Raw genomic sequence first — 13,800 nt, 5'->3', positions numbered from 1 at the left:
CGGCCACTGCGCCGCTTTTTTGCACAAACACCCAACACAGGATTGATCAGCCATGCGCACAATCACGACACTGGAAGGCAACAGCCAACGCTTGGATGGCGGCGCCATGTTCGGCAACGCACCCAAGGCACTCTGGTCCCGCTGGGTCGAAACTGATGAACAGAATCGAATCGCGCTGAGCTGCCGGGCCATGCTGGTGCAGGAAGAGGACCGCAACATTCTGGTCGAAACCGGCATCGGCGCCTTCTTCCCACCGAATCTGAAATCCCGCTACGGCGTTGTCGAAGACCGTCACGTCCTGCTCGACAGTCTGGCCGACGTTGGCCTGACCGACGCCGATATCGACGTGGTGGTCCTGACCCATCTGCACTTCGATCACGCCGGCGGGCTGCTCAGCGCCTGGCAGGAAGACCAGCCGGCGCGGTTGCTGTTCCCCAATGCCACCTTCGTCACTGGTCTGCGCCACTGGCAGCGGGCACGTCGGCCGCACCCGCGCGATCAGGCCTCGTTCATTCCGGAGCTGTTGACCCTGCTGGAAGACAGCGGCCGACTGGAGCTGGTTGAAGATGGCAAGCAGTCGAAAACCCTCGGCCCGGACTGGCGCCTGCGCTTTAGCGATGGCCACACCCCCGGCCTGATGATCCCGATCATCGACATGCCCGACGGCCCTGTCGTGTTCCCGGGCGATCTGATTCCCGGCGCGCCCTGGGTGCACCTGCCGATCACCATGGGCTACGACCGCTTTCCGGAAACCCTGATCGAAGAAAAGGAAGCGCTGCTCGACAGCCTGATCGCCGTTAATGGGCGACTGGTTTTCACCCATGACCGGGACGTTGCGATGGCCTGCGTGAGCCGCGACGCCAACAGCGGACGCTACAGCGTCAGCTCACCACAGGCGCGCATAACCGGCCTTGCACGCTGACCCAGGCAAAATAAAAAAATCTTTTTCGTTCAATCGCTTGACAGCCATTCCTAAAACAGTAGAATGGCGACCTCTGACGCGGGGTGGAGCAGTCTGGTAGCTCGTCGGGCTCATAACCCGAAGGTCGTAGGTTCAAATCCTGCCCCCGCAACCAGGTTCAAAACCGCTGATTGGTTAACGCCAATCAGCGGTTTTTTTATTGCCTGACATTCATGGCCTCGCGCGCATTTTTCTCCCTTACCCACTCCCCTATACTGCGGCACTGAACATTGCCGTACCGGACAACGCCGGTCTCTCCTGCAAGAGAAACAACATGCACAGTACTATTAAAAAACCCTCACTGCGCTGGCTCGCCTTCACCTGCGTTTGTCTGTTCTTTCTCTTTGAGTTCGTCGTTCGCATCGAGCCTAGCCTGGCGGCATCCGATATCGCCCACTTTCTAGGCCTCAGCAACACCGAGTTCGGCGTACTCGCCAGCCTGTTTTTCTGGGTCTATGCCCCCATGCAGCTGGTTGTCGGACTCGCTCTGGATCGCTTCGGCGTGCGTCGCACCCTCGTACCTGCAGTACTGTTATGCGCATTGGGTGCCGCACTGTTCGCCGCAAGCGATCAGCTCGCGCTGACGGCAGTCGGCCGCTTGCTGACCGGCTTTGGTGCCTCCTTCGCCTTCGTCGGCGCACTTTACGTCGTCAACCACCAGTTCGCACCGGAGCGCTTCGCCGTGCTCTCCGGCATAGTCAATGCCATGGGCATGCTGGGTGCCGCAGTTGGTGCGGTGGCGCTATCCGGCCTGATCGAAGTCAACGGCTGGCGTCCGGTATTTCTGCTGACCGGTGCAGCGGGTGCCGGACTGTTTGTGTTGGCGTTCCTGTTTTTGCACGGTGTGCGCACCAATGAAAGCCGCAACAGCCACCTGCTCGCTCCGCTGCGTACCGTTTTCAGCAGCCGTCGAATCTGGCTTATAGCCGTGGTCGGCTCCCTGTTTTACATGCCGGTCAACGTATTCGCCGGGCTCTGGGGGCAGCAGGAAATGATCAAGGATCACACCCTGTCTCCGGTCCAGGCTGAGACTGCGGTCTCTATGATCTATTGGGGCATGGCCGCCGGCAGCGTTTTGTCCGGCATCGTCTCCGACTGGCTCGGCCACCGCAAATGGCTGGTAGTCGTTACCGCCCTGCTGGCCGCACTGACCTACAGCCTCGCCATTTACGGCCCCACCACCAGCGTACTGCAGAGCGCTGCACTGCTGTTCATGGGCGGACTGTTCGGCGGCGGCCAGATGCTTACCTTCGCCATGGCCAAAGAAGGCGAACCCACCGAGGTGTCAGGCTCCGTTATTGCATTCGTCAACATGGTCGGCATCGGCAGCGCGCTGATATTCCAGCCACTGCTGGGCTATCTGGTAGATCTGGAGCACGGCAGCTTTGCCATTGCAGCCAGCACCATTCCGCTCTGCCTGCTGGCCAGCGCACTGCTGGCGTTGCTGGTGCGCGAACAACGGCATCCCGACCACATTTCCGCTACCCGGGCAACGACCTGATGGAGATCCTGCATGTCTGATTCAACCCAACCGGTGCTGGCTGAACGCCGAGGCCACATTGGCCATCTGACCCTGAATCGCCCAACCGGACTGAATGCACTGACGCTGGAAATGGTGCGCCAGCTGCACCAACAACTGGAACGCTGGGCGAATGATCCCCAGATTGCAGCCGTGGTTCTGCGCGGCGCAGGTGAGCGCGCCTTCTGTGCCGGCGGCGACATTCGTCACATGTACGACAGCTATCTGGCCGGCCGCAGCCACGAGCCGGAAACCTTCTTCAGCGAAGAATATGATCTGGACGCTTACATCCACGCCTACCACAAACCGATTCTGGCGCTGATGGATGGCTTTGTTCTGGGTGGCGGCATGGGGCTGGCGCAGGGCGCGAGCATCCGTCTGCTGACCGAGCGCTCACGGCTCGGCATGCCGGAAACCGGCATTGGCTACTTCCCTGATGTCGGCGGCAGCTATTTCCTGTCGCGCCTGCCGGGTCAACTCGGCATGTACCTGGGTATCACCGGCAACCATGTTGGTAGCAGCGACGCCCTGTATGCCGGTCTCGGCGACCTGTGCCTCAACAGCGACAGACTGAGCGAGCTGAACAGCCTGATCGACAGCTTCAACCCGGCTGACGGCAGCCTGCGCGATCAGGTCGCCGCACTGGCCGACTGCACCCTGCCCGCCGCCGAGCTGGAGGCGCTGCAACCGGCCATCGATCTGCACTTTGCCCAGCCCGACATCGCCGCCATCCGCGCGTCACTGGCCACCGAACAGCGGGCCGAGTACCGCGACTGGGCCCAGCGCACCGTCCAGATCATCGACAATCGCTCGCCGCTGGCGATGGCCGTCACCCAGGCTATGTTGCTGCGTGGTCGCTCACTGCCACTGGCGGACTGCTTTGCCATGGAACTGCACATCGGTCGACAGTGGTTCGAAAAGGGCAACATCATGGAAGGGGTGCGCGCGCTGATCGTCGACAAAGACAAGCAGCCGCGCTGGCAACCACCGCATATCGACCAGCTTGATCCGGCGGAGGTCGAAGCCTTCTTCGACGGCTTTCAGCGGTAATCCCGGCTGCGGACATCCAGCTTGTGTAATAGCCCGGTCAGGTCGTGCAGCTGCCGGGCGATCACATGACGCACCCCGTCGCGCGCCTCAAACTGCCCGCGCACTTCCAGCAGGCGCGAGCCACGCAGTACCGAGCGCTGCCGCTCGGCCAGATCGCTCCAGACGATCACGTTGATCATGCCGGACTCGTCTTCCAGGGTGACAAAGGTCACCCCGGTGGCCGTCTGCGGACGCTGGCGACCGACCACCAGCCCGGCCACCCGTACCGGCTGGTCTGGCGACATTGCCAACAGCTCCCGAGAACTGCGGCAACCCAGCTCGCGCAGCTGATCACGCAACAGTCCCAGCGGATGCGGTCCCATGCTGGTACCGAGACTCGCGTAATCGGCTTCCATATCTTCCACCACCGAGGGCTGCGGAATCAGCGCCGGACTCTCGGCCTGATCGTGCTGCGCCTGAAGCAGCGGCAACTGCGGCTCGACGCCTGCCACTGCCCAGCGTGCCCGAAAACGATTGCCCGCCAGTCCGCGCAGCGCTCCGGCGTCAGCCAGCTGGGCGCGGGCACGGCTACCCAAGCCGCCACGCTGGGCCAGATCAGCGACATCGGCAAAATCCTGCTGGGCGCGCGCCCGCAGTAGCCGCTCGGCATCGTCCCGACTCAGGCCTTTCACCTGCCGCAGGCCAAGGCGAATGGCCGGTTGCACCCCCTCCTGCTTGACCGCTTCCAGCGAACAGTCCCAGTCACTGCAGCGCACATCCACCGGCCGGATTTCGATCTGGTGGCGGCGGGCGTCCTGCAGCAACTGGTCCGGACTGTAAAACCCCATCGGCCAGCTGTTGATCAACGCACAGGTGAAGGCTGCCGGCTCATGACACTTCAGCCAGCTACTGGCGTAACTCAGCAACGCGAAACTGGCGGCGTGGGACTCGGGAAAGCCGTAGCTGCCAAAGCCCTTAATCTGCTCGAAGATGCGCTCGGAAAAGGCCTGGCTGTAGCCGCGCGCCAGCATGCCCTCGGTCAACCGTTGCCGGTGGTGCTCCAACCCGCCGTGGCGCTTCCAGGCAGCCATTGAGCGGCGCAGTTCATCCGCCTCGCCCGGTGTGTAGCCAGCAGCAACAATCGCCAACTCCATCACCTGCTCCTGAAACAACGGCACGCCCAGGGTGCGCTCGAACACCTTGCGCAGCTCAGGTGAGGGATAGTCGACCGCCTCCTCGCCGTTTCGGCGGCGCAAAAAGGGGTGCACCATGTCACCCTGAATCGGGCCGGGCCGCACGATCGAGACCTGAATCACCAGATCGTAGAAACAGCGCGGGCGCAGCCGCGGCAGCATCGCCATCTGCGCCCGCGACTCGATCTGAAACACGCCGACGGTATCGGCACGGCTGATCATCTCGTAGGTCGGCAAATCATCCTGCGGAATAGTTGCCAGCGTCAGATCACGGCCACGGTGGCGCCGCAACAGGTCGAAGGTGCGACGCAGCGCGCTGAGCATCCCCAGCGCCAGCACGTCGACCTTGAGCATGCCGACCGCGTCCAGATCGTCCTTATCCCACTGGATCACCGTGCGGTCGGCCATGCTGGCGTTCTCCACCGGCACCAGAGTATCGAGCGGCGCATCCGACATGACAAAGCCGCCCGGATGCTGCGACAGGTGCCGGGGAAAACCGATCAGCTCGCCCGCCAGCGTCAGCACCCGGTGCAGCCAGGGATTGTTTACGTCGAACCCTGACTCGGCCAGCCGCTCGGCACTGGGCAGCTGCTTGCTCCAGCGACTGCAACAGCGCCCGAGCTGATCAATCTGCTCCTGCGGCAACCCGAGTGCCCGTGCCACATCGCGTACCGCGCCCGCCGACAGGTAACGGGTAACCACCGCGGTCAGCGCGGCGCGCTCACGACCGTAACGGCGAAAGATGTACTGGATGACCTCTTCGCGCCGCTCGTGCTCAAAGTCCACGTCGATATCCGGCGGCTCATCCCGTTCACGGGAGATAAAACGCTCGAACAGCAGGTTGCTGCGGCCTGGGTCCAGCTCGGTGATCCCCAGCGCAAAACATACCGCCGAGTTGGCAGCAGACCCGCGCCCCTGACAGAGAATGTGCTGCTCACGGGCAAAGGCGACGATGTCCTGCACAGTGAGGAAGTAGCTGTCGTAGGCCTTCTCGGCGATCAGCGCCAGCTCGTGCTCCAGCTGCGTACGCACCTTGTCGCTGACCCCGTTCGGCCAGCGCCAGGCCGCACCGCGCCAGGTCAGCTCGCGCAACCAACTGGACGGGGTGTGCCCCTCCGGTACCAGCTCGCGCGGATACTGATAGCGCAGCTCACTCATGTCGAACCGGCAGCGGGCCGCGATACGGCGGCTTTCCTCCAGCAGCGCTGACGGGTAGATCGCCGCCAGCGCCGACAGGCTGCGCAGGTGACGCTCACCGTTAGCAAACAGCCGACTACCCGCCTCCATCACCGTGCAGTGGTGACGCAGCGCGGTCAGAGTGTCCTGCAGTGCTCGTCGCCCGCGTACGTGCATATGCACGTCACCGCTGGCGACACAGGGCAGACCGAGCCGCGCAGCCAGCCCCTGCAGTTGATCGAGCTTGCGCGCATCGTCCGGCCCGCGGTGCAGCTCGACTGCCAGCCACAAACGCCCCGGCAGTAGCGGCTGCAGTTGCCGGCCGTGCTCTTCATCCTGACCGTGGCGCGGCAGCCATAGGCCCAGCAAACCGTCGAGTCCATCGGTCAGATCCTCAAGCCGCAGACAATACTCGCCCTTGCCAGCCCGGCGACGAGCCAGGGTCAGCAACCGACACAGGCTTTGATAGCCGGTCAGGTTCTCGACCAGCAACACCAGTTTGGGGCCGTTCTCCAGCTGAATCTCGCTGCCAACAATCAGTTTCAGCCCCACTTCCTGCGCCGCCTGCCAAGCACGGACGATTCCCGCCAAGCTGCCTTCGTCAGTAATCGCCAGGGCGTCATAGCTGTGCTGGCGGGCGCGGGCGAACAACTCCTGCGCACTGGACGCCCCACGCTGAAAGCTGAAGTTCGACAGGCAATGCAGTTCCGCGTAGCCCACGCTCATGCAAACCACCCGTGTACCCAGAACGGGCCGGGGCGGCCGGCGGCATGAAAGGCCCAGGCCCGACGCCCATCGCGGGTTTCGATCAGGTAGTAATCACGCCGAACGTCGTCGCCGTCCCACCAGCCGGATTCGATTCGCTCCGGCCCGGCCAGTACCCGCGGGAACAGGTCATTGAGCAGCTCCGGCTCGGCCAGCAGCCATCCCGGCCGCGGCCCGGCCGGGCGCGCTGCGGTGTCGCCCCGCTCCACAGCCAGCCAGCTGTGCTCGGGCCGGTGTTCATCCACCGCTGCCAGCGGCTGCACCAACTTATCGCCAAGACGTGAACGCAGCCGCTCACAAACCTGCAACCAGCTCTGCGACTGCTGCGGCCGGTTACTGAACAGCTCTGCTGCTGCGGGTACAAAGCGCGGCAGATCTTCGGCCAGCAGGGTCAGCGCCTGTACCGGCGCGGCCAGCTCGATACGCTCCAACCGTCCCCGCGCCAACTCGAACAGCCGTTCGGAGTCACGCTCGGCCCCAAGCAAGCCGACCGGCACCTCGCAGGCAGGCTGGCGACGGTGCTCCAGAATCAGTACAAAGCGCTGCACCCCACAGTCACGCCCGGCCAGAAAGGTCGCCAGATCACTGATCAGGCGCCGCAGCGGGAACAGCAGCGAGGTGTTCGACTCGACGTCAAAGTTGAATTCGATGCGCTGACGAAAATGATCTGGCGGCTGATAGCAGCTCAGCGCCAGCGGATGATGCCCCTGCAACTGATCAAGATGCGCCAGCAACTGGGGCGGGAAGCGTTTGGCTAGGCCGTCACGGGGTAATTCCAGCACCTGCTGCAGTCGGCGCAGGCCCATGCGCTGCAGGCTCTCAACCAGCTCGCCCGGCAGGCCGCTGCGCGCCACCGGCAGACGCAGCAGCTCGGTCTGCAGCGCCTGCTCGTCCACCGCCAGCCCATCCGCCACGTTGGTCAGCACCCGCGCCGCCAGCGGATTGGGCGCCAGCACCAGCCGATGCTGAAAGCCCAGCGCCTGGAGCTCAGCACGCAGACGCAGCTCAAGTTCAGGCCATGGACCGAACAGACGCAGACTGGACGCCACCTCCAACAACAGGGTATGGGGGAAATCCAGACTCACATGACCACTGAAGCCGTACGCCCAACTGGCCAGAAACTGCTGCCAGTGCTCGGTCTGCGCCGGGTCATGCTCAACCGTGTCAAAGCGCTCCAGCAACATGCGCGCGTGGGTCAGACTTTGCCCTGATCGCAACCCCTCGGCACGCGCCGCCCCATTGACCGCTTGCAGCACCCGCCGTTGTGGGGGGCCGCTGAGCAGCGCCAAGGGCACAGTTGGATCATCGCGGCTACGCAGCACCGCATCCAGAGCCAGCTGGGGAAAGAGAATGCAAAGCCAGCGCATGATGACCTCAGAATGCCACTGGGAGTGGCCGTGCCGGAGGCACGCCACCACGGCACTTGAGAACCCGCCACTGCCGAGGCTGGTTATCCAGCAGCAGACGCAGCGCAGCCGGTGACGGGTTGTCGGCAGCACGCCGATGGCGCAACACAAAGGCCAGGGTCTGGCCGCTGTCAGCCGCCACCTGCAGCCGTCGCAGGGCTCGGTCATCGGCCTGCTCCGGCCAGCACAGCACAGCACCACAGCTGCCCGAGCGCAGACACTGCTCCGCCGCCCATAGCCGCTCAGCGCCACTGACCTGCAGCAGCGATACCTGCGCCAACACCACACCCGCCGCCTGCCAGGCCGGGGCAAAGGGAATCGCCGGCGCCCCCACCAGTACCACCCGCTCACCTGCCTGGGTCAGTCGTGCCAGCAGCGGCCACAATAACTGCAGCTCGCCACTGCCGGGTTGCCCCAGCAAAATCTCGTTCAGCGCAGCCAGCTGCCAGCCACCACCGGGCAATACCGCATCCAGTTGCGCATGCCCAGTCGGCTGTTCGGCAACCGGCTCACTCTGCTGTCGCCCGCGCCAGACACGCCGCGTCTCCAGCAACCGATCAAGTGCAACCACCGCGCCCATGGAAACCTCATAAATGTACTGTACATATGTACAGCTTATTTATTCGCATGGTATCGGTCAATTGCAAACACACAGGCACGACCAACGGCGTTTAAGATGACTGCAATCACGGCGCTCGGGGTGGCATGCGCGCGGTATTATCTATTGCGGGCGCGACATGTCGCGCCCAGCGCAGGTTCCAGAAATTGGCGTAGGGGCACAGCATGCTGTGCCCGAAAGGCATCGATACCACGCAAGGAAGCCAGCTCAGACGCTAGCAAGAAAGATCAACAGTCGCGCTGACGCAACCACTCCAGATCCTCAGGACGAGTAATCTTCAGGTTATCGGCCCGCCCCTCAACCAACAACGGCGCCTGGCCGGCCCACTCCATGGCTGAGGCTTCATCGGTAATCAGCGCACCCGCTGCCAGCGCATCAGTCAACGCCTGCTGCAGCGCCCCAAGGCGAAACATCTGCGGGGTATAGGCCTGCCAGAACTGGCTGCGATCCGGCGTTGCCGTAACCCGGCCATCCGGGCCAATCTGCTTGAGGGTGTCGCGCACTGGCACCGCCAGCAGGCCGCCGACCGGATCATCACCCAGCGTGTCCAGCAGCTTGTGTAGATCGCCATCGGTCAGATTGGGGCGAGCCGCATCGTGCACCAGCACCCAGTCGTCATCAGCCGCACCCTGCTCGCGTAACGCAATCAGGCCATTGAGTACCGAGTCCGCACGCTCGCGTCCGCCGACTGCGCGGGTGATACGCGTATCCTGCGCACAGGGCAGCGTCGGCCACCAGCCATCATTTGCAGATAGGGATACCACCAACCCGCGCAATCCCGGCTGATCCAGGAAGCAGGCCAATGTGTGTTCGATCAGGGTGCGTTCACCCCAGAGAAGGTATTGCTTCGGACGGTCTGCCTGCATACGCGCGCCGACACCGGCGGCGGGCAGAACGACCCAGAAATCGGGTGTAGCGACGCTCATTGGTCGCTCAGTTGGAACAGGGTTTCGCCCTGCTTGACCATGCCCAGCTCACGACGGGCACGCTCTTCGACAGTTTCCAGCCCCTGCTTGAGTTCGATGACTTCCGCCGTCAGCACACGATTACGCTCCAGCAGCTGCTCGTTCTCGCGCTGCTGCTCGGCAATCTGCTGCTTGAGCTGGGAAACGTGGGCAAGACTGCCCTCGCCGACCCAGAGTCGGTACTGCATCGCCGCCAACAGCGACAGCGCAATGAACCAGAGCCATTTCAAGCCGGATGCTCCTGTCGAGGAATGGCGGGTACGTTCGAACGTACCCGCCAGACCGATCAGCCGCGGAACTCGGCGCGACCCTTGTAGGGCGCCTTGTCACCCAGCTGCTCTTCGATACGCAGCAGCTGGTTGTACTTGGATACGCGGTCGGAACGGCACAGCGAACCGGTCTTGATCTGACCGGCAGCGGTACCCACCGCCAAATCGGCGATAGTGCTGTCTTCGGTCTCACCGGAGCGGTGCGAAATAACCGCAGTGAAGCCGGCAGCCTTGGCCATCTGGATCGCTTCCAGGGTCTCGGTCAGCGAACCGATCTGGTTGAACTTGATCAGGATGGAATTGCCGATCTTCTCGTCGATACCGCGCTTGAGAATCTTGGTGTTGGTCACGAACAGGTCATCACCGACCAGCTGCACCTTCTCGCCGATCTTGTCGGTCAGGACTTTCCAGCCAGCCCAGTCGGACTCGTCCATGCCGTCTTCGATGGAGATGATCGGGTAGCGCTGGGTCAGACCCGCCAGGTAGTCGGCAAAACCGGCCGCATCGAACACCTTGCCTTCACCGGCCAGATCGTAATTGCCGTCCTTGTAGAACTCGCTGGAAGCGCAGTCCAGTGCCAGAGTGACGTCGTCACCCAAGGTGTAACCGGCGTTGGCAACAGCCTCGGCGATGGCAGCCAGCGCGTCTTCATTGGAAGCCAGGTTCGGCGCGAAGCCGCCTTCGTCACCCACAGCAGTGTTCAGGCCACGGGCCTTCAGAACGGCTTTGAGGTGATGGAAAATCTCCGCCCCCATGCGCAGCGCATCGGCGAAGTTCTTGGCGCCAACCGGCTGCACCATGAACTCCTGGATGTCGACGTTGTTGTCGGCATGCTCGCCGCCGTTGATGATGTTCATCATCGGTACCGGCATGGAGTAGACACCGGGGGTGCCGTTCAGGTCAGCGATGTGCGCGTACAGCGGCACGCCCTTGGCTTGGGCAGCCGCCTTGGCAGCAGCCAGGGAGACGGCGAGGATGGCGTTGGCGCCCAGAGTGGCCTTGTTCTCGGTACCGTCCAGCTCGATCATGGCGCGGTCCAGATCGGCCTGGGCTGTCGCATCGCGGCCAACCAGCAGCTCGCGGATGGGGCCATTGATATTGGCGACGGCCTTGAGCACGCCCTTACCGAGGTAACGGCTCTTGTCGCCATCACGCAGTTCCAGCGCTTCGCGCGAACCGGTAGAGGCGCCGGAAGGAGCGCAGGCGCTGCCCATGATGCCGCCTTCCAGGATTACATCCGCTTCAACGGTCGGGTTACCACGCGAGTCCAGAACCTCACGGCCCTTGATATCAATGATTTTTGCCATCTTTACTTGCTAGCTCCGTATATCGGGTCAATCGAGTGAAATCGGTAGCGGCTCAAGCCGTTTCCAGAACCGGGAAGCTCTTGACCAAGTCGTCAAGCGCCTTCAACTGGCCAAGGAACGGCTCCAGCTTGTCCAGGCGCAGGGCACAGGGGCCGTCGCACTTGGCGTTATCAGGATCAGGGTGCGCTTCGAGGAACAGACCCGCCAGGCCCTGGCTCATACCCGCCTTGGCCAGATCGGTAACCTGAGCCCGGCGACCGCCGGCCGAGTCACTGCGACCACCCGGCATCTGCAGGGCGTGGGTCACGTCGAAGAACACCGGGTATTCGAACTGCTTCATGATGCCGAAGCCCAGCATGTCGACGACCAGGTTGTTGTAACCGAAGGACGAACCGCGCTCGCACAGCACCAGGCGGTCGTTGCCGGCCTCTTCACACTTGGTGAGGATGTGCTTCATTTCCTGCGGAGCAAGGAACTGGGCCTTCTTAATGTTGATCACAGCATTGGTCTTGGCCATCGCCACAACCAGATCGGTCTGCCGGGACAGGAAAGCCGGCAGCTGGATGATGTCGCAGACCTCGGCAACCGGCGCGGCCTGGTAGGGTTCGTGCACGTCGGTAATGACCGGCACGTTAAAGGTGCGCTTGATCTCTTCGAAGATCTTCAGCCCCTCTTCCATGCCGGGGCCGCGGAAGGAGTTGATCGACGAGCGGTTGGCCTTGTCGAAGCTGGCCTTGAACACGTAGGGAATCCCCAGCTTGCTGGTGACTTCAACGTAGCGTTCACAGATCTGCATTGCCAGATCACGCGATTCCAGTACGTTCATGCCACCGAACAGAACGAAGGGTTTGTCGTTGGCCATCTCGATGTCACCAACGCGCACGATTTTCTGTGCCATAAGCCAGCCTCTTCCTTAATCTCAGCCGTTCTTGTGCTGACGCAGCGCGGCGCCGATGAAACCACTGAACAGCGGGTGGCCGTAACGCGGCGTCGAGGTAAACTCCGGGTGGAACTGGCACGCCACGAACCACGGGTGATCCTTGACCTCAACCACTTCAACCAGTGCGCCGTCGCCGGAACGACCGGAGACGTTCAGACCGCCTGCCTGCAGATCGGGCAGCAGGTTGTTGTTGACCTCGTAACGGTGACGGTGACGTTCAACGATCACGTCCTTGCCGTAGCAGTCGTAGGCCTTGGAGCCCTGCTCGAGCGTACACTCCTGCGCACCCAGGCGCATGGTGCCACCCAGATCGGAGGCTTCGGTACGCAACTCGGTCTCACCGGATGCGTCCTGCCACTCGGTGATCAGACCGACAACCGGATGACCGGAGGTCTTGTCGAACTCGGTAGAGTTGGCATCGCTCCAGCCCAGCACGTTACGGGCATACTCAATGACCGCGACCTGCATGCCCAGACAGATACCCAGGTACGGAATCTTGTTTTCGCGGGCGTAACGCACGGCAGTGATCTTGCCCTCGACACCACGGGAGCCGAAACCACCCGGAACCAGAACGGCATCAACGCCGTCCAGCAGGCCAGTGCCCTTCTGCTCAATGTCTTCGGAGTCGATGTAGCGCACATTGACCTTGGTGCGTGCCTGAATGCCGGCGTGGCTGAGGGCTTCGATCAGCGACTTGTAGGCATCGAGCAGTTCCATGTACTTGCCGACCATGGCGATGGTGACTTCGTGTTCAGGGTTGAGCTTGGCGTCAACCACACGGTCCCACTCGGACAGGTCAGCCTGACCGCATTCCAGGCCAAAACGCTCGACGACGAAGTCATCCAGGCCCTGGGCGTGCAGTACAGACGGAATTTTGTAAATGGTGTCGACGTCTTCCAGGCCGATGACCGCACGCTCTTCCACGTTGGTGAACAGCGCGATCTTGCGGCGCGAGGACAGGTCGATCGGATGATCGGAGCGGCAGATCAGCACGTCGGGCTGCAGGCCGATGGAGCGCAGTTCCTTGACCGAGTGCTGGGTCGGCTTGGTCTTGGTCTCGCCAGCAGTGGCGATGTACGGCACCAGCGTCAGGTGCATCAACATCGCGCGCTTGGCGCCGACTTCTACCCGCAGTTGGCGGATGGCTTCCAGGAACGGCTGGGACTCGATGTCGCCCACGGTACCGCCGATTTCGACCAGCGCCACGTCGGCATCGCCAGCACCCTTGATGATGCGGCTCTTGATCTCGTCGGTGATGTGCGGGATGACCTGAATGGTCGCGCCCAGATAATCACCACGGCGCTCCTTGCGCAGCACGTCGGCATAAACACGGCCGGTGGTGAAGTTGTTGTTCTGGCTCATGGTCGCGTTGACGAAACGCTCATAGTGACCCAGATCGAGGTCGGTTTCCGCGCCATCATGGGTCACGAAGACTTCGCCATGCTGGAAGGGACTCATGGTGCCCGGATCCACGTTGATATAGGGATCCAGCTTGAGCATGGTGACCTTGAGGCCACGCGCCTCGAGAATCGCCGCGAGGGACGCAGAGGCAATGCCCTTGCCCAAAGAAGAAACAACACCACCCGTGACGAAGATGTAGCGCGTCATGAAAAACCCATAGATTGAACAGTTAAGCGGCTTGCACCGCGAG

Annotated in this window: 11 protein-coding genes and 1 tRNA gene; 4 read left to right on the top strand and 8 right to left on the bottom strand. The window is 62.6% G+C overall.

All coding sequences use genetic code 11. The annotated features are described in order from the left end of the window. Positions 1-52: 52 nt before the first annotated feature. The 4 genes from ACKPCU_RS07345 to ACKPCU_RS07330 all read left to right on the top strand — a co-directional run bounded on the left by ACKPCU_RS07345 (position 53) and on the right by ACKPCU_RS07330 (position 3,530). Entirely contained in the window at positions 53-922 is an 870-nt protein-coding gene (locus ACKPCU_RS07345) for an MBL fold metallo-hydrolase (RefSeq protein WP_321351035.1), read from the top strand. 77 nt (positions 923-999) lie between these two features. Continuing rightward, a tRNA-Met gene (locus ACKPCU_RS07340) sits at positions 1,000-1,076 on the top strand. A gap of 159 nt (positions 1,077-1,235) precedes the next feature. After that, positions 1,236-2,462, top strand: a complete 1,227-nt coding sequence (locus ACKPCU_RS07335) for an MFS transporter (RefSeq protein ID WP_321351033.1) — start codon at positions 1,236-1,238, stop codon at positions 2,460-2,462. 12 nt (positions 2,463-2,474) lie between these two features. Then, positions 2,475-3,530, top strand: coding sequence for an enoyl-CoA hydratase/isomerase family protein (locus ACKPCU_RS07330; protein WP_321351031.1), 1,056 nt, complete (start codon positions 2,475-2,477; stop codon positions 3,528-3,530). Here ACKPCU_RS07330 and ACKPCU_RS07325 read toward each other — a convergent pair. From ACKPCU_RS07325 to ACKPCU_RS07290, 8 genes are all read right to left on the bottom strand, one after another. After that, on the bottom strand, positions 3,521-6,625 hold the full coding sequence (locus tag ACKPCU_RS07325) for an error-prone DNA polymerase (RefSeq protein ID WP_321351777.1): 3,105 nt from the start codon (positions 6,623-6,625) through the stop codon (positions 3,521-3,523). The genes ACKPCU_RS07330 and ACKPCU_RS07325 overlap by 10 nt on opposite strands. Then, positions 6,601-8,010 (bottom strand): Y-family DNA polymerase, encoded by a 1,410-nt coding sequence (locus tag ACKPCU_RS07320; RefSeq protein ID WP_321351029.1) that lies wholly within the window; start codon positions 8,008-8,010, stop codon positions 6,601-6,603. The genes ACKPCU_RS07325 and ACKPCU_RS07320 overlap by 25 nt, the downstream gene beginning before the upstream one ends. Before the next feature lie 7 nt (positions 8,011-8,017). Continuing rightward, on the bottom strand, positions 8,018-8,629 hold the full coding sequence (imuA, locus tag ACKPCU_RS07315; RefSeq protein ID WP_321351027.1) for a translesion DNA synthesis-associated protein ImuA: 612 nt from the start codon (positions 8,627-8,629) through the stop codon (positions 8,018-8,020). A 266-nt stretch (positions 8,630-8,895) separates the two neighbouring features. Next, complete coding sequence (gene ispD, locus ACKPCU_RS07310; RefSeq protein ID WP_321351025.1) at positions 8,896-9,594, bottom strand: 2-C-methyl-D-erythritol 4-phosphate cytidylyltransferase; 699 nt, start codon at positions 9,592-9,594, stop codon at positions 8,896-8,898. Beyond that, on the bottom strand, positions 9,591-9,821 hold the full coding sequence (locus ACKPCU_RS07305; RefSeq protein WP_088273905.1) for a septum formation initiator family protein: 231 nt from the start codon (positions 9,819-9,821) through the stop codon (positions 9,591-9,593). Before ACKPCU_RS07305 ends, ispD begins: the two co-directional genes overlap by 4 nt. Positions 9,822-9,919: 98 nt before the next feature. Continuing rightward, positions 9,920-11,209 carry a phosphopyruvate hydratase gene (gene eno / locus ACKPCU_RS07300; protein WP_321351023.1) on the bottom strand — a complete coding sequence of 430 codons (1,290 nt, stop codon included), beginning with the start codon at positions 11,207-11,209 and terminating at the stop codon, positions 9,920-9,922. Between the two features lie 52 nt (positions 11,210-11,261). Continuing rightward, the gene (kdsA, locus tag ACKPCU_RS07295; protein ID WP_104736982.1) at positions 11,262-12,107 is read right to left on the bottom strand and encodes a 3-deoxy-8-phosphooctulonate synthase; all 846 of its coding nucleotides are present in this window, start codon (positions 12,105-12,107) and stop codon (positions 11,262-11,264) included. A gap of 21 nt (positions 12,108-12,128) precedes the next feature. Next, positions 12,129-13,757, bottom strand: coding sequence for a CTP synthase (locus ACKPCU_RS07290; RefSeq protein WP_104736981.1), 1,629 nt, complete (start codon positions 13,755-13,757; stop codon positions 12,129-12,131). Positions 13,758-13,800 lie beyond the last annotated feature (43 nt).

The organism is Halopseudomonas oceani, from assembly GCF_963677335.1.
GTDB classification, from domain to species: domain Bacteria; phylum Pseudomonadota; class Gammaproteobacteria; order Pseudomonadales; family Pseudomonadaceae; genus Halopseudomonas; species Halopseudomonas oceani.
Note: the sequence above shows the minus strand (reverse complement) of the source record. Positions and strands in the feature narration are given on the sequence as shown.